This window comes from Actinoallomurus sp. NBC_01490 (assembly GCF_036227085.1).
Classification (GTDB): domain Bacteria; phylum Actinomycetota; class Actinomycetes; order Streptosporangiales; family Streptosporangiaceae; genus Actinoallomurus; species Actinoallomurus oryzae.
In genome coordinates this window covers 1,835,426-1,851,873 of sequence record NZ_CP109433.1, presented here as the reverse complement: position 1 = coordinate 1,851,873, position 16,448 = coordinate 1,835,426, and the positions used below count along the sequence as shown (strand labels likewise).

Here is a 16,448-nt window from a genome sequence, read left to right as displayed (position 1 = left end):
CCAGAAGGGCGGGGCCAGGCGACTCATCCCGGTCGTCATCGCCGTCCTCGTCTTGGTCGTGATCGGGGCCGCCGGATACGCGATCTTCAGCGCCGGCGGTGACGGCGGAACGACCGCGCGGGGCGGCCTGTCGGAAGGCGCTCAACGGAAGAGCGGCCATCTGAAGGGCAAGGTGCTCTGGCAGAGCCGACACGCCTCGCAGGACCTGTCCAGTTACAGCTTGGGCGGCTGGCACACCACCGACCTGACGGTCGCCGTCGCGCCTCAGGGGCTCGTCGCGTACGACTCCCGCACCGGACGGCAACGCTGGCAGATGTCGTCCCCGCCGCTCCCTGGCGGAGACCCGTCGCTGATCTGCGGGGTGAGCACGGAGACCGGTGGCAACGTCGGCGTGATCGGGTTCGGCCCCGACGACGGCGACACCGTCACGAAGTGCAAGGAGTTCGCGCTGATCGACCTGGCCACCGGCCGGGCGCGCGGGCAGGGCACGCTCCCGTCCGGCATCGGCCTCGGGTCCAAGACCATGAGTGCCGAGGTCATCGACGGCACCGCGGTGATCGAGTACGACGGCGGCCTCACCGGCTTCGACCTGTCCGGACACCAGCGCTGGCGGCTCGATGTGAAGGCGGCCGTCGGTGACCGCCATGTCGTCAGCGACCTGCTGCCGGGCGCTGGTGCCGCGATGGTGCTCTTCGACGGCCTGGACTCGGACGACACGGTGACCGTGGCACAGGTGTCGCCCAGAGACGGAACGGTCGCCAAGAAGGCACCGGTCGCCCTTCCTTCGGACGTCCGCAGCGCCAACGTCCAGTTCCTGTCCACCCGGCCTGTCGTGCTGAGCGGCAGCAGCGGCGACCACGGCGCGTTCATCTCCCTCGACGACGCGTTCCGCGTAAAGGCGACGATCGCGCAGACGGGTACCTGGGGCACGCTCGACATGAGCGGCTACTCCCACGCCGGCCACGATCTCATCCATGCGGCCGTCTCCTCCGACACACTCGTCGTCGGCACGTCGGCGGAGACCGTCAGCAGCACACGCGAGACGAACAAGATCATGGCCTTCGACCTCGCGACCGGCCGGCAGCGCTGGGCCACATCGCTCGGCCCTGAGGTGACGAGCGTTCCGGTGGCCTTCGACGGCGACGCAGTGCTCGCGATGATCAATGGCACGTACGAGAACCCACCGCAGGTGTTCCGGCTCGCCATCACCGACGGCAAGGCGACCCCGATCGGACCCGCGTACTCCCAGGATTTCATCCTCGCACCAGAGACGAGCCGCATGTACTGGGACGGCTCGCGGATCTTCGGCGTCTCGCTGTCGGCCAAGACGGAGACTCCGAGCGCGTACGCCCTGGGTTAGTTCCCGACCGGGTCTCCGGCTCGTGCGACCGCCACGGCGTGAAGACGATCTTTCTGAGATGGAGGCGGGACTGGATGCGCTCCGCCGGCCGGGCGGCGTCCCGTTCGGTCCGGCCGGCCTGCCTTCGCAGTGCGGCTCTGGTCGCCAACCGGGAGACGCGGTGCTGTTCAGAGTGCGCGGAAGGTCCCTGCGCCCGGGAAGCCCGCAACCCGTCACTGGGTCGCCTCGCCCCAGTGACGGGTTGCGGTCAGCTCGCGTCGGCGATGGGCCCGCTCAGCTTGGCGAGCGCCTTCTGGTGAATCTTCCGTACGCCCTCGCGGGAGAGACCGATCTGCTCGCCGATGACGCGGAACGACTGCTCGGGCATGTTGTCCAGGCCGAACCGCCGCGTGAGCACATACCGCTCGCGGGTGTCGAGGGTCGGCCATCCCCGGTCGACCAGGGTACGCAGCTGGGAGTGCAACAGCACCTCGTCTTCCGGGCTCAGCGACAGGTCCGCGACCTGCTCCTCAAGGGCGATCATGCCCTCGCTCTGGACGACGGCCGACGCCTGCAGGCTGTCCAGCCGGGGTGCCTCCAGAACGCGACGGACCTGAGCCTCGGTCAGCCCGGCACGCCGGGCGATATCGGCGTGGTCCAGTGCGGCCTCGGCCCCGAACTCCTCCAAGAAGGCCTGCTTGGCGGCCAGGACGATCGGGCGTTTCTCGAAGTCACCGAGGTTGAGGTTGGGGTGGTCGGCGTCCCGCACCGCGCGCAGGACCTCCCGCTGGATCGGCTTGAACGCCCAGTTCGCGAATGGGCCACGGTCTGGGTCGTAGGACGAGATGGCACACAGCAATCCGACATTGCCGGCACTTTCGAAATCCTCGCTGTGCCCGGTGGAACGTGACGCGAAAGCGGCGACGTATCGGCGTACCAGTCCACAGTTCGCGGTCATTATCTCATAGGTGAGATCGTCGAGTTCGCGCTCGGCGCGGCGCAACGCGACCTCCGATGTCACGTCCCGCTCGTCCGCGCCCACCCGGGCTCTCAGGCCGGCGATCCGAGCCTGCAGTTCCTTGCGCCGGACGAAGAAATCGTCGTTGCGGGCCTGAAACCGGTCAGCGGCGGAGCGCTTTTTACCGCTTGACTGCACGACGTTCATCTCGCCTCCCCGACTTGCTCTTTCACGCAGATTTCGACGAATACGTTGCCGAGATAAGTCCGACCGGAAAATGGACGTGGACTTGCCGCTGTGTGGTGGGCTCCGCCGGAGTGAGAACCGATCAGTAGCGGTTCGGCCGCGGGTGTTGCGGGTTCGGGTAGGCCTGCGGATGATGCTGTGCGCGGGGCGCGCCCGGGTGAGGCATCGGCTGGTGGGGCATCTGCTGAGGCGTCGGCGCCGCGGGTGCGGGCGGGTTGTCGATGCCGAGTTCGGCGAAGTAGCGCTTCTGGGCGACCTCGGGGTAGCGAGCGGTGAAGACGGCGGGGATCGTGAAGCCGCAGATCTTCGCGATGACCAGGAGCAGCGTGTTGTCCGGAGCCGCGTGCTGGATGAAGGTGAGGACGATCGCGGTGCCGGTGAAGCCGGCGGCCCAGACGATCGCGATGGTCCGGGTGATGCGTTTGAACAGGTCTGTCGCCGCGATGTCGGCCGAGACCCCGCGGCGGGCGATGCCCTCGGTGAAGGGGCGGCCGGCGAGCACGGTGCCCCAGGCGGTGAGGGCGAGCCAGCCGATCGCCATGGACGCGCCGTAGTTCATCACGGCCGAGTGGGGAGCGGCCAGGGCGAGTGCGGTGAGCAGGACCATGAAGACCGTGGTGGACATCTCGAGCATCAATGAGTCGGCCCGGTGACCGCGGCGGAGGTCCTGGACGAGGAACAAGGCGGCCGCGACCAGGCCGGTGATGGCACCGGCCTGGTCGTTCCAGCCGCTCACGACCGCGAGCAGGATCCAGGGCGCGTACATACGGACGTAGCGCAACAGCATGAAAGGGCCTTCCCGTCTCGAGAGCCACACGACATTCCTAAACAGACATGTGGAAACTAAACCCTTCACTCGGGAGATGTCAATATAGACATGTACGACCTGAGCTATGAAGCCGCGACACGCGTCACCCGTCGCCAGGCGAGCCCGCAGGGTCGTTCAGGGCCTGCGGTCGTGGAAGGTGCGGCGCAGGTCGCTCACCCAGGCGTCGGGGTTCTCCCAGGGGATGAAGTGGCCGCCGTGAGCGTGGGCGTTGACGTTGACGTGGTTGAACCAATCGGCCTGCGGGCCGGCCGTGAACGCCTCGACGCGCTCGTCGACGGTGTGGATGCCGGGCGGGTTCTCGTACGCGACGAAGGTGAGGCCGACCGGGGCCTGCACGACCGGGGTGCGGTCGTGGGCGGGGACCCAGGGGTAGCGGTTGGCGTTGGCGTAGTAGCGCATCGACGTGGCGATGGAGTTGTTCACCCAGTAGATCGTGGCGTGGGTGAGCAGGTCGTCCTTGGTGAAGACGGACTCGAGGTCGCCGCCGTTGTCGCTCCAGGCGTTCCAGCGCTCCAGCAGCCAGGCGAGCAGTCCGGCGGGTGAGTCACTCAGCCCGTGGGCCAGGGTGGCGCCGTCGAGCATGTGTACGGCGAGGTGGGACGCCGAGCGGTGATCCAACTCGATGATGCGGGCGCGGACATCGGCGGGCTGATCGTCGGTGAGGGGCCGATTCCGGGCGAAGTCCCAGGCACGGGGGCCGGTGAAGAAGTCGAGCGGCAGCCCGGAGCCGATGTGGATGCCGTACAGCTCGTCGGCGTACTTGTGGCCGAGCTGGCTGGAGACGATCCCGCCGATGTCGCAGCCCCCGGCGGCGTACTTCTCGTATCCCAGGGTCTCGGTCATCAGAGCGTGCCAGAGGTCGGCGACCTTCCAGAAGTTGACGTCCGGAAAGCCGGTGAGCGGCCCGGGGAAACCGAAGCCGGGCAGGGACGGCACGATGACGTCGAACGCGTCGGCGGGGTCACCGCCGAACGCTGCCGGGTCGGCGAGCGGGTCGATCACCTTCGACCAGTGCCAGAACGTCCACGGCCAGCCGTGGGTGAGGATCAGCGGGATCGGGCGGGGGCCGCGGCCGGGCTTGTGCATGAAGTGCACCGGGACATCGGCGACGCTCACCTCGTAGTGCTCGTACGCGTTGATCGCAGCCTCGGCCCTGCGCCAGTCGTAGCCGTCCCGCCAGTAGGCGACCAGCTCACGGAGATAGCCGGCCGGGACGCCGTAGGACCAGTCCTCGTTCCCCTCGTCCAGCGGCGGACGGGTCAGTGCGAGACGGACGCGCAGGTCATCGAGGACCTCGTCGGACACATTGATCCGGGTGGGCTCCAAGGGGACGGCGTGCGGGATGGTCATGGCATGGCTCCAGTCGTTCAACGGCGTCACCGACGACGACATGCTGTCCGTGGCCCTGCACCCCCGCAACCAGGAGATGAGCCTGCGCGACATCGCGGGAGGGACCGCCGGCTGGCTTGTTGCATTTCGGGGCGTTTGTCGGACCCTTCATCGCAAAGGTCGGTACTCCTCGTTCGAGAAAGGACCTCTGCGTGCAGGTGTTGTGGGTATCCGCTCATCCCGACCCGCGCTCGCTGAACGGTGCACTCCGCGACGAGGGAGTCGCCGTTCTGCGCGAACACGGGCATGAGGTGGTGGAGTCGGACCTGTATGCCATGGGATGGAACCCGGTGGTCGACCATGGCGACTTCGGCCACGACCCCGGTGAACGACTCGACGTCCTCAACGAATCCCAGCGTGCGCTGGAGACCGGAACGCTCAGCGACGACATCCGCCGCGAACAAGACAAGCTGCGCCAGGCCGACACGTTGATCGTGCAGTTCCCGCTCTGGTGGTTCGGCCCGCCGGCCATCCTCAAAGGCTGGTTCGACCGGCTGTTCGTCCAGGGCTTCGCCCAGGGCGTCCTGGACCCTGAAACCGGCCGGGCGCTACGGTACGGCAGCGGCGGCCTGGTCGGCCGACGCGCGATGGTGGTGACCACCGTCGGAGCCAACGCCGCCACGACCGGACCGCGCGGAATCCACGGCGACATCAACGACGTGCTCTTCCCGGTCCTCCACGGCACCCTGTGGTACACCGGCATGACCGTGGTCCCGCCGGTGGTCGTCAATGACGCGGTCCGGCTCTCCGCCGCCGAGTACGAGGTGGCGGCCGAACGCCTGCGGAACCGGCTGCTCACCCTCCCCGACACCGAGCCGATTCCGTTCCGCTACCAGAACGGCGGGGACTACGACGAACACCTTGTACTGAGCCCGGCCCACGCTCCCGGCGAGGAAGGCATCCGCATCCACTACACGACGCCGAACCCCGGCACGCACCGCGAGCGCCACAACATTCCTGAACAGACATGTGAAAACTAAAACTTTCACTCGCGAGATGTCAACATAGACATGTAGGATCCAGGTCATGAGTCTGCGATACGCGATGCTGGGGCTGATCGCCGAGCTGGACGGCGCCAGCGGCTACGACCTGTTGAAGGTGTTCGAGATCTCGCTCGGGACGGTGTGGCAGGCGACCCAGAGCCAGTTGTACGGCGAGCTCGCCCGGCTCACCGAGGCCGGCCTGATCGAGGTCTCCGCCGAAGGCGCCCGCCGCCGCAAGGAGTATGCGATCACCGAGGCCGGACGAGCCGAACTGCGTCACTGGCTGATCGACGTCCCGCCGAAGCCGAACCCACGGGACGAACCACTGCTGCGTATCTTCTTCCTCAACCAGATCAAGCCCGACGAAGCCCTGGACTACCTCAAACGGATGGCCGACGCGCTGACCGAGCGCACGAAGGAACTCCAAAATCTGGAGAACACCGTGCCGTGGGAGGAAGGCGGCGCGCTCGCCGACAACGGACGATTGACCATGGAATACGGCAAACGCTTCCTCGCGATGCGCCGTGACTGGTACATCTGGGCCCGCGAACAGTTCCAGGCGCGTGTCGAGGCGGCGAAGGCCGAGTGAGAACGCGAGCCTGCCGCGCCGGGTCGGCCCACCCTACGCCTCCGGACCGCCGGGGTCGTCGAGCAGCGAGAGATCCCGCGGGACGATGGCGGTGCTCTCCATCAGCTCATGGATGAGGTTCTCGTTCAGCTTGTTGCCGACGGGCTCGCCGACCTCTTCCCGGGTGAGCCCGGGCACGCCGCCCTTGGACAGCCGGGTGCGGACGGTCGTGACCCTGTGGGCGACGCTCTTGGCCGTCCAGTCGGCGTCCGGCTGTAGTTCCTTGAGGTGCTCCGCCGCCTGCTGCCAGGCCATCGGCTGCGGGTTCGGGGCGTGGAGCAGGTACCGCTGGGCGAGGACGACGAGGATCAGGCGCTCGGTGGGCGTGAGCCGCCAGGTCCGCGGTGGCTGGGTGGGGTCACGGTGCCGCGACGTCGACCGCTGTTCGTCCGACCCCGCCACGTACAGCTCCAGCAGGTGCTCACGGCCGCTGGCCCCGCGGACGAACAACGGCGTGTATCCCTCGGCGAGCGGGATGGGTTCGTCCCCGGCGAACAGCAGTCGCGCGTCGGGGAACCGTACGGGCAGGCGGCCCGTGGTCCGTACCCACCATTGGCGATCGCGGCAGGTCAGCAGGCCGTGACTGCGGCTGACCCGCAGGTCGTTCTCCCCGATGCAGACGTGCACGTCCGGGCGGTTGCGGCCGAAGACGACGGTGCGTCCCTCATGCGGCCGGACCGTGATGCCACCGCTGATCGCCAGCGCGTACAGATCGCCCGGCTTCGGCGAGGATACGCCGAACGCCAGGCTGGCGTGCCCGGCCTCGAGCGGTCGGCCGTACGGAATCCCCTGTCCGTTGCTCACTTCGACCTCCGTGAATGGGTTTCCGGCAGCATGCCCCCTGACTTCCGGGACCCCTCCCGAGACCGGGTCAGGTGTGGGGGAGATTGGCGATGATGGGTCCGGCGACGTTGGTGACCACGCGGCAGCGCCAGGCCGCGCTTCCCCGGCCCCCGATGACGACGAGTAGCAGCTCTGTTTTCTGGTTCCCATTCGCGGTGGTGAAAGTGCGATAAGGCACCCGGACGGCACATGTCTTTTCGCCGTAACCGTTCGGCTGAACGTATGCCAGGTGCCCACCGAGCTTCGTAAGGCGGCCGTCATCCGCGGTCATCGGACCGTACTGATCGAACATGACCATGAGGTCGTCATGGTGGGTCGTGCTTCCCCAACGGCACATCCAGTTACCGAACTCGATCTCGGGATCTGTGGCGTCCACGCCGGGAAACCGGGAGAGCGCCGTCGAGTCCACGAGCGCGCAGGCGTCCGACCAGAACAGCGACGCCTTCACCGGAGGCGTGGTCCGCCGGGGAATCGGGCCGCGGGAGAGCACCGCGACCGCGCTTTCGACCGCGGTCTCGGTGATCGCGCAGAGCTTCTTCGACGCCATCCTGCCGTCGAACTGCGACTTGATGTCCACCCGGTTCTTGTCGGGGAGCAACAGCATCCGGGAGCACGAGCCGTCCGAGTCCGACTCTTTCAACACGTGGATACCGTTCTTGTCGGGTCGCCCGGAGACCTCCATGCTCGGGTCCGGGTTGAGCAACTCCGCCTTCACGTCCACTTCACCGCCGCCGTGCGGATGCACGAGGTAGTCACACCGATTGAAGTTGCCGTAGGCGGTGTCGACCTCCGTACTGCCGAACCGGCCGAGCTTCGCCGATTTCAGAAGGGCGCAGGGATCGACCGTGTGCGGATCGCCGAAGAACGCTGGCACGCCCGTCCGGGTCGGTGTCGGGGTCGATTTCCGCCGCGTCTTGCCGGGCGACGGATCGAAGGCCGTCCAGGACACGATGGCGGCCACCAGGCCCAGCGCCACCACGGACGCGATCCCGATGACGGCGGCGCGGCGCCTGGACGACCGCGGAGGCGGCTCGGGATCCGATTGATCGGTCCCGCCGGACCCGGTGTCCGATGGAATGGCACCGCCGCCCGACGGAGACACGCCGGCCACGTCCTCGAGAAGCCGGCGGGCCCGCGCGACGGTGGGACGCCCGGCGGGGCGGACCCGCATCAGTTCGGACAGCACCGGGGCCAGCGGGCCGCCCCGGTGCGAAGAGGCGATCTGCCCGTCGGCGGCCCTCCGGAGCAGCGCTATCGGGTTCTGCTCGCGCCCGTACGGGGATTCGCCCTCGACCGCGGCGAACAGTGTGGCGCCGAGTGCGAACACGTCGGAGGCCGGGGTCGGATTTTCTCCGTTCGCCACCTCGGGCGCCATGTACCCCGGGGTGCCCGCGGCCAGGCCACCGGTCTGGGTGAGCGTCACTTCGGCGTGTACGGCCCGCGAGGCCCCGAAGTCGGCCAGCTTGGCCCGGCCGTCCTCCGTCACGAGCACGTTGCCGGGCTTGATGTCACCGTGGATGAGCCCGGCTTCGTGCACCGCCTTCAGCGCGTCGACGATCTGGACGCCGAGCCCCGCCGCCCGCTCGGGAGGCAGCATCCCCTGGTCGGCCAGGCTGCCGGAGGGGATGTACTCCATCACTAAGAACCACTCGGCGCCCTCCTGGACCACGTCGAAGAGCGTGACGACGTGGGGGTGGTTCAGCTGGGCCAGGAAATTGGCCTCGCGCCGCAGAAGTTCGACCTGCTCGGGACCATGCCCCCTGTCGGCGGACAGCACCTGCTTGACCGCGACGGTCCGGGGAAGCTCTTGGTCGGCCGCGCGCCAGACCGTACCCCCGCCACCCGCGCCGACCTGCTCCTCCAGCAGATAGCGGCCCGCGATCAACTGACCAGCCTGCACCTGGACTCCGCATGACCAATGCGTAACTTGCGCATCACCGAAAGCGAACGCGACCACTGTACGGCACAAGCTCTGACGCTTCCGGACTTTCAGCCAGATTTTCTGTCAAGGCCAATGGCGAAGGAATGGCGCGCAGTGGTCACCCGTATCGGTGACGCGCAGCCGGTCAGGCGGACGGCTCAGGGGCGGCCGCCGGGCTCGGGACCCTCGTATCCGGGGCGGGAGGAGTCATCGATGCCGACCAGGTATCCGATCTTCGGCCCCATGGTGTTGTGACGGCCGACGTGTGCGCCGGTCGAACCGATGGCGAGACCGATCGCCTTGTCCGGGCCGCCCTCGAAGTCATTTCCGTCGATGACGGTGTTCTGCACGTCCTCGAACATCAGATTCTGCGAGGCCTTCAGCGTTTCGCAGTAATTGTTCCTGATCGTGAAATCAGAGGTGTGCCCTACGCCGTCGCCCTCCCCGTCGTTCGGACCTTCCGCCATCAGGCACATGTTGTCGATGCCCTCGCAGCGATTGCCCTCGATCAGCACGTCGTGGCTCGGCGGCGTGTCACTGGCGAAGGTCTGCATGCAGTCCGCGTGGCCGTACTTGTTGCTCGTTCCGCTGATCCTGTTGTCGAGGATCTTGAGGTCGTCGCCGAAGAAGCGCAGCCCGTCCCCGTCACCGCCGCGCGGCCTCGTGATGGTGGTGTTCCGCAGGGTGATGTTGTCGCCGGTCATCTCGACGCCCGGCGCTTCGGGGCGGTTCATCACATAGCCGTCGACGATCACGTTGTCGGCCTCGATCGTGATGCCTCCGACCGCCTGCCCACCGCCGGAATAGGTGATGGGCTCTCCGGGCGTACCGCCCTTGGTGATCACCAGTCTCCGGCCCGCCGCGGCCTTGTCGACGCAGACGACATCGCCGGGCCGGACCGATCGCATCTGCCGCGGGCCGGCCACGTGTCGCGTGCATCGCACGCTCGCCGCGGCCGGAGACGACGTGATGCCGGCGCCGGCCGATGCCGAGCAGGAAGTGGCCATGACCACGGACGCGATCATCATGCCGGTCTTTGACATCGAACTCCTCATCAATCAGTTCACGCCCGGAGGCTTCGCGCCGAACATCCAGCCCTGGGCGCGTCGTTCTTGGACCGGAGGGAATTCCCGCACCGCTCTGCGGAATGGGCCGCCCGTCACACCCGCCACGACCGAGGCGACGAACACCATGCCGAGGAGGAAAAGGCCGGTCAGCGAATAGCCGCCGGCGAAGGTGACGAACCCGGCGGCGATAAGAATGGCCAGGCCTGCGGCGACCGCGCCATTGCGCCAGGACCGGTGGTTCTTGCACATGGCACAGCGGGGAACGTTGATCGTGAGGTTCTTCCACCGCACCCGGCCGTAGCCACGCTCGACGTCGCCGTACATCTTCAGTGCGTAGGCGCTCGGATCGTGTGCCGGATTCTCCCGGCAGAACCAGCACGTGTCGTACAGGAGATTGCCGCGGGCGGTCTCGAGGTTCTCCTCCAGGCGGTCCCGCACCGCACCCGTCGCCGCGATGGCCGAGGCGCGTTCGAGCAGTTCGGTGGCGGTCTTCCAGTCGTCGGTCTCCTCGGCGTACGGCACGACGCAGGGCAGCACCCGGCCGGCGACCTCGTCGCGGGCGCCCAACAGTACGGGGTGGTCCTCGGGGAGCAGCGACTCCAGCAGGTCCAGGATCGCCGTGGCCTGGCCCAGGAACCGCCAGGTCGGTTCGGCGCCGTGCCGCGGATCGGCGCGGACGGACTGCTGGGCCTTCTCTCCCAGCGCCCGGATCCGGGCGGTGTCGGGCGCGATCGCGTCGCGCAGCACCTCATCGACCGTTTCCGCGCGAAATCCGGATGAGCGCATCAGGGCGACGTGCTCGGCCGCGTCGCCGGAGCGACCGTCCCCGGCCGTTCGGACCGCCAGCCGCGCGTTGACCGACAGCAGTGCCACGGGCAGCTCCGCGCGCAGCCGTTCGGCCGTGCCCGGAGTCAGCCGGGGATCGGCCATCTCCCGTACGCGCGACTCCAGCAGTTCCCAGAACCTGTCGTCGGAGACGACCCTCCGCCAGTACGCGAACGCCTCCTTCCACAGCTTCCGGCCGCGGGCGTCGAACCGGTCATGGTCGAGCGCCCGCGCGTGGTTCAGGACCGCCAGATTGTGCACGGCCACGGTCGTTCCCGTGTCCTGCCAGCTCTGGGACGCGGCGTCGAGGTCGCCGCGCCGCAGGGCCTCGATCCCGTCGTCCGCCTCGCCGTCCGTCGCGGGCCAGAACCAGAACAGCTCGTCCAGCAGCCGGCACACCGGATCCCGCAGACGCTGCGTGGCCTGCTGCGTCGCCGTGTCGTCGGGAGGCTCGCCGAGGGGCGGGACCGCCGCCTCGGAGCCCGTCCCGAGCCGCGCCGCGACCCGCATCTTCTCGGCCTGCCGGCGAATGTCACGCGCCGTGGCGTGCACGCCGAGCCCGGTGATCCGGAAGGCGTTCTTCCGGTACAGCTCCGGGCCCGCGTGCTGGACGAGGGAGACCGGTTCGTACGCCGTCGCCATCGCTCACCCCTCCCCGAGCGCGCTGATCCGCAGGCTCACCGTCCGGTTGCGTGCCTGGTCGGCGGCGCTGTGGCCGCGGAACAACGGCATCGCGTCGCCCATGCTCGACACCGAGAACCGCGCCGTGGGGATGCCGGCCGCGCCGCGGAGGACCTCCCGGACGACCGTGGCCCGCAGGGTGCCGAGCTCCAGGTTGTCGGTGTAGTCGCCGCTGGGCGGCACAGCGAGGCCGTCGGTGTGGCCGATGACGGCGACGGAGATCCGCGTGCCGTACGGGCGCAGCCGCGCGCCGAGCGCTCGAAGGACCGTCCGTCCGCCGGGCGAGAGCGTCGCCCCTTCGCGGAACAGCCCCTTCGTGAAGGTGACCTCGACCTCACCGGACCGTCGCCGCTCGCGTACGCCGGGCAGCCGGAGATCCATCCCGGCCAGGGCGGCGGTCGCCGACGGAGTGGGCCGAGGCGGCGCATGAGACGGCTGGACGTACGGCACCGGCGCGGACGCCTTCGGGTGCCTGCCGAGCTCGACCCTCGTGTCCACCAGCAAGGCGAGCGCGAGGACCAGCCCGGCGGCCGTTCCGGCGCGGAAGAGAAGGCGCCCGCGGTACGGGTGCGCGCCGCCGCGCATTCTCGCGACGCGCCTGCGGCCCTCGGTGATCTCCGTGGCGCCGGGAGCCAGCCGTTCCGCCGCCGCCCAGCACTCGTCCGCCTGCTCGATCAGGCCCTGCTGCGCGTGGATTCGCGCGAGCAGGTCCAGGACGGGGACGTCGGGCTCCATCTCGCGGAGTATCTGCTCGGCCTCGCTGTAGCGGCCCTGCCGCGCCAGGGTCCGTGCCTGCGCCAGCGCCACCTCACGGGTCGCGAGCGTCAGTGCGGTCTGATCGGTCATCAGTGCTTCCGTACGGTGCTGAACGGGTCGATCGGGGGCGGTGGTTCGGGGAGCATGCGGACCAGCTGGTGGTTGACCGCGCGCAGAGTGGCGGGGTCGCGGTTGGCCACGGCACGTTCACCGGCGGCGATGAGCTGCGCGGCCCCGGCCGGGTCGCGCATCTCCGGCTGCTGCGGTTTGAGGTCCTCGAACACGAGGAACGGCAGCTCGCCGGAGTCGTCCAGCACCTCGGACGCCAGCCTGTGCAGGTCGTCCAGGCGCTGCCGGAGCAGGTTCGCGTCGTGGGCGGCGATCGCCTCGCGTACCGCGGCCTCGCCGGTGGCCAGGGAACGCCGATGGTTCTCGTTGCCCTGCGCCATGACGAAGTCCCGCAGGGCCGGCATGAGGTCCCGCGACTCCTGGACGAGCTGCGGCCACTCCAGCGCCGCCTCCAGCTCGTCGATGGCGGCCTTGAGGTCCAGCAGGCGCTTTCCGCACGTCGTGGCCGCGTCGGGATCGACGCCGGCCGCTTCGACCATCGCGCTGACGTCCTGGACGATCTGTTCCTCGTCGATGCGCCGGAGGATCTCCGCCGCGCGCGGGTCGTCGGTCTCCTCCACCCGCCGCCGCGCCGTCTCCAGCCGGTGCTTCTCGGCCTTGGCGTCCCGGGCCAGATCGGCCTGCTCGGGGACGGTCACCGTCTGCAGGTTGATCACATGCTCGAACTCCTCGTCGAGGAGGGGCACGTACGCCCGCGCGACGATGATCCGGGACTCGTCGATCACGAGGGTCAGATCCACCTCGCTCCCCTCGGGGACGTCGCGCCGGACCTGGCTCGGCTCGACCTCCAGGCGGCCGGCCCGGCGGTTGCGGTCGGCCCGGTCGTGCTCGCCCTCCAGGACGGGGATGCGAAGGATGCCCTTGTTCTCTCCCCGGCTGATGGCGACCGTCGTCCGGAGGGCGACCTTCCGCCGGGCCGGGAGCGATGTGCCGCGTGTGAAGAGCCACTCGACCTCGTTGTTCTCCAGCCCCACGCCGATCGCCTGCGTGAGCGGGGGCTGGGTGTCGACGAGTCCGATGGTGTAGGTCAGCCGGTCGGGCGTCGCCTGGCGTCGGGCCCCGGTCGCGTCGGTGAGCTCGATGAGGAAGGTGTTGGCGCGTCCCCTCTCGGCCCACAGCGTGGTGGTGAACGCTCCGTCGGCGGTCAGGGCGATCTTTCCGCTGCGCCACCGCACGGCCTCGTTGACGAACTCGACCGACCAGCCCGCGGTGTCCGCCCCGGTCACCCTGCCGCCGACGAACGGCTCGATGTCCGGACCCGTCGGGCTGTACTCCAGCTCGACGGCGCACGTGCCGGCGGTGGGCGCGGGCGGCGGCAGGACGGTGTCGAGACGCTTGGACCCGGCGAAGATCGCGGCACCCCGCGCGACCACGGTGATCGGGTCCTGGCTGTGGTCGATCGGGATGCCCAGCCCGTCGCGGGGGTCGGCGAGCCGCTCTCGCAGGTACGGCGACAGCGTGGGGCCGCCGACCAGCAGCACCTTCTCGATGTCGGCCGGGCCCAGACCACTCTCCTGAAGGGCCTGGCGGCAGTGGTTCACGGACCGGACGACGAACGGCTCGGCGAATCGCTCGACGTCGGCGCGTGTCAGGTCGTAATCGAACTCGAACTCCTGGCCGTCGCCGCTCTTGAGGTCGAGCGTCATCTCCGCGGTGTGCGCCTGCGACAGCTGGATCTTGGCTACCTCGGCCGCGTGCTTGAGCTTGCTGATCGCCCCGATCCACCGGGGAGTGGCCCGGTGGAAGTCGGAGATTCCGTGCTTCCTCACCACCTCCGGGATGAGCAGTTCTTCGACGATCTTCCAGTCGATGAGCTTCCCGCCGAGGAAGTTGTCGCCCCGGTGGTTGACGATGGTGAACTCACCGTCGCGCACGTTGACCACCGCGGCGTCGAAGGTGCCTCCGCCGAAGTCGTACACGAGCCAGAACACGTTGTCGGCCCGGCTCTGGAACCCGTACGCCAGCGCCGCCGCGCTGGGCTCCTGCAGCAGCGGGGCGTGTTTCAACCCGGCGAGTTCGGCCGCGCGCCTCGTGGCGTCGCAGGCGGCCAGCTCGAAGGCCGCCGGGACGGTGATCACCGCCGCCTGGAGGTCGTGTTCGAGCCGCTGCGCGACATCGCCCTTGAGGGACCTCAGGACCTCCGCCGACATCTCCACCGGTTCCATCGACCGGCCGCTCGCCTCGAAGGTCTTCGGCCGGCCGGTGGTGCCCATCCGGAGTTTGAACTCGACGCACGTGTTGGCGGGATCCTCCTCGCTGCGTTCCTTGGCTGCCCGGCCCACGTGGAGCCGGTTCCGGCGATCGATCCACAGCGCCGAAGGCGTCGTCTCGTGGCTGTCGTTGTTCTTGATGATCTCGGCGTCGACACCGTTCATCACGGCGATGGCGCTGTTCGTCGTGCCGAGGTCGATACCGAAGTCGATGGTGCTTCTCGTCATGAACGTGATTCCTTCTGCGCGTCGGGGGTCCCCACGATCACCTCGGCGACCTGGATCACTCGGTCGTTCAGGCGGACGGTCGGCCGGACCGTCTCGACCACCCGCTCGCGATCGAGCCCCGGCACCGGCTGGAAGGCGATGACCGTGAGGGAGAGCCCGGAGTCGTAGGGCTCGTTCAGGTGGTCACGTATCTCGACACCCGCTTCGGTGAGGGTGTCCCACGCCATCTCGAAATGGCGGGTGAGGGATCGCGTCCCGTCGGACGGCTTCGCCAGCCGGCCGCGGAGCCGCCAGATGCTGGTCGCCACGTCCGCCACGGAGCGCTCGGACAGGCCGGCCGTCTCTTTCGCCGAGCTCCCGCCCGCGGCCGGAGCCGTCGTGGCCGCCGCGGCGGCCGCGGCCTCGGCGAATTCGGCGAAGACCGCCAGGGCACCGGACGGCCAGGCGGTCGCCCGGATACGGAATTCGCGCGGCTGCCGCCACTGCCGGACCCCGGGTCCGATCCCGGCCAGTGGGCGTCGGATCGACTTTGCCGGAAACGTCACGTTCCCGTCCCCACGAACGCGCGCGACATGGCCGCTGTTGTCGGAAAACGCATGCGCGGAGATTAAGAGAACTACGCCGGGACCGGTCCCGCAGTCCGTGCGTCAGCCTCCCTGGGCCGGCGGTCGGGGAACTCCGTCAGCGTGTCACCGCGAGTCGGCGACCTCGCCGGCGGCGCCGGTCAGGGGGGCGCGGTGGCCGTCGAGGAAGGCGGTGACGACGGCGCTCGGGTCGTCGTCGGAGGCGAGCGCGACGACTCCGGCTCGTCGCCACAGGCCGGACGCCATGAACGGCGCGATCAACGTCGTCAGCAGCTGCATCGGGTCGCCCTGGGCCATGTGCCCTCGCTCCTGATGCGCCGCGATCACCTGGCCCGCGTTGCGCATGTTCGGTATGAGCGCGGCGAACGCGTCGCGCAACTCCGGGTGCCGCGGCACCTCGGTGAGAAGGGTGAGAATCGCGCCGCCGTACTGCTGCACCGATTCGACGTACGCCCGGGCCAGCGCCACGAGGTCGGCCTCGACGTCGTCGGTGACCGTCAGCTGAGCGAACGCCGATCGAGCCAGGGCGTGCGCCAGCGCCGCGTTGATCAGCGCCGCCTTGTCCCCGTAGCGACGGAACAGGGTCACCTCGTTGACACCGGATCTTCTCGCGATCTCCTGGGTGGTGGCGGCCTGGTAGCCACGCTCGGCGAAGACGGTGACGGTCGTCTCGAACAGCCTGTCAACGTCGATCTGCCTGGGCATATGCCTCCAAGTTCGGAGTCTTCGCAAAGTGTAGATCGCGCTTAATGCAAGTGAAGACTTGCATTAAGCGGCACGCGCGGTTACCGTCTGGTCACATGAGTCCTGTGTGCACGCCGAGGCGGGCGGA

At 68.9% G+C, this 16,448-nt stretch carries 14 protein-coding genes; 3 read left to right on the top strand and 11 right to left on the bottom strand.

The window, feature by feature from the left end; all coding sequences use genetic code 11:
- Positions 1–58: 58 nt before the first annotated feature.
- Positions 59–1,360, top strand: coding sequence for an outer membrane protein assembly factor BamB family protein (locus OG417_RS09270; protein ID WP_329252640.1), 1,302 nt, complete (start codon positions 59–61; stop codon positions 1,358–1,360).
- Positions 1,361–1,607: 247 nt separating this feature from the next.
- Here OG417_RS09270 and OG417_RS09265 read toward each other — a convergent pair whose 3' ends face one another.
- The 3 genes from OG417_RS09265 to OG417_RS09255 form a co-directional block, all read right to left on the bottom strand.
- On the bottom strand, positions 1,608–2,504 hold the full coding sequence (locus tag OG417_RS09265; RefSeq protein WP_329252637.1) for a sigma-70 family RNA polymerase sigma factor: 897 nt from the start codon (positions 2,502–2,504) through the stop codon (positions 1,608–1,610).
- Positions 2,505–2,625: 121 nt separating this feature from the next.
- The gene (locus OG417_RS09260) at positions 2,626–3,330 is read right to left on the bottom strand and encodes a hypothetical protein (RefSeq protein WP_329252635.1); all 705 of its coding nucleotides are present in this window, start codon (positions 3,328–3,330) and stop codon (positions 2,626–2,628) included.
- Positions 3,331–3,486: 156 nt separating this feature from the next.
- On the bottom strand, positions 3,487–4,722 hold the full coding sequence (locus OG417_RS09255) for an epoxide hydrolase family protein (RefSeq protein ID WP_329252633.1): 1,236 nt from the start codon (positions 4,720–4,722) through the stop codon (positions 3,487–3,489).
- Positions 4,723–4,913: 191 nt separating this feature from the next.
- On the opposite strand from OG417_RS09255, the gene OG417_RS09250 reads away from it, so the two are divergent.
- The gene (locus OG417_RS09250; protein ID WP_329252631.1) at positions 4,914–5,741 is read left to right on the top strand and encodes an NAD(P)H-dependent oxidoreductase; all 828 of its coding nucleotides are present in this window, start codon (positions 4,914–4,916) and stop codon (positions 5,739–5,741) included.
- Between the two features lie 46 nt (positions 5,742–5,787).
- Positions 5,788–6,333 (top strand): PadR family transcriptional regulator, encoded by a 546-nt coding sequence (locus OG417_RS09245; RefSeq protein WP_329252628.1) that lies wholly within the window; start codon positions 5,788–5,790, stop codon positions 6,331–6,333.
- 33 nt (positions 6,334–6,366) lie between these two features.
- Here the strand turns inward: OG417_RS09245 and OG417_RS09240 are convergent, their stop codons facing one another.
- The 8 genes from OG417_RS09240 to OG417_RS09205 all read right to left on the bottom strand — a co-directional run bounded on the left by OG417_RS09240 (position 6,367) and on the right by OG417_RS09205 (position 16,321).
- Positions 6,367–7,176, bottom strand: a complete 810-nt coding sequence (locus tag OG417_RS09240; RefSeq protein WP_329252625.1) for a hypothetical protein — start codon at positions 7,174–7,176, stop codon at positions 6,367–6,369.
- Between the two features lie 67 nt (positions 7,177–7,243).
- Positions 7,244–9,115 (bottom strand): serine/threonine-protein kinase, encoded by a 1,872-nt coding sequence (locus tag OG417_RS09235; protein ID WP_329252623.1) that lies wholly within the window; start codon positions 9,113–9,115, stop codon positions 7,244–7,246.
- 179 nt (positions 9,116–9,294) lie between these two features.
- Positions 9,295–10,179 (bottom strand): right-handed parallel beta-helix repeat-containing protein, encoded by an 885-nt coding sequence (locus OG417_RS09230; protein WP_329252620.1) that lies wholly within the window; start codon positions 10,177–10,179, stop codon positions 9,295–9,297.
- Positions 10,180–10,194: 15 nt separating this feature from the next.
- Positions 10,195–11,670: a hypothetical protein gene (locus OG417_RS09225; RefSeq protein ID WP_329252616.1), complete on the bottom strand. Its 1,476-nt coding sequence runs from the start codon at positions 11,668–11,670 to the stop codon at positions 10,195–10,197.
- Positions 11,671–11,673: 3 nt separating this feature from the next.
- Complete coding sequence (locus OG417_RS09220) at positions 11,674–12,555, bottom strand: OmpA family protein (RefSeq protein ID WP_329252613.1); 882 nt, start codon at positions 12,553–12,555, stop codon at positions 11,674–11,676.
- The gene (locus OG417_RS09215) at positions 12,555–15,032 is read right to left on the bottom strand and encodes an Hsp70 family protein (protein ID WP_329252610.1); all 2,478 of its coding nucleotides are present in this window, start codon (positions 15,030–15,032) and stop codon (positions 12,555–12,557) included. Before OG417_RS09215 ends, OG417_RS09220 begins: the two co-directional genes overlap by 1 nt.
- Entirely contained in the window at positions 15,029–15,577 is a 549-nt protein-coding gene (locus OG417_RS09210; protein ID WP_329252607.1) for a hypothetical protein, read from the bottom strand. The genes OG417_RS09215 and OG417_RS09210 overlap by 4 nt, the downstream gene beginning before the upstream one ends.
- 144 nt (positions 15,578–15,721) lie before the next feature.
- Positions 15,722–16,321 carry a TetR/AcrR family transcriptional regulator gene (locus tag OG417_RS09205; protein ID WP_329252605.1) on the bottom strand — a complete coding sequence of 200 codons (600 nt, stop codon included), beginning with the start codon at positions 16,319–16,321 and terminating at the stop codon, positions 15,722–15,724.
- Positions 16,322–16,448: the final 127 nt, after the last annotated feature.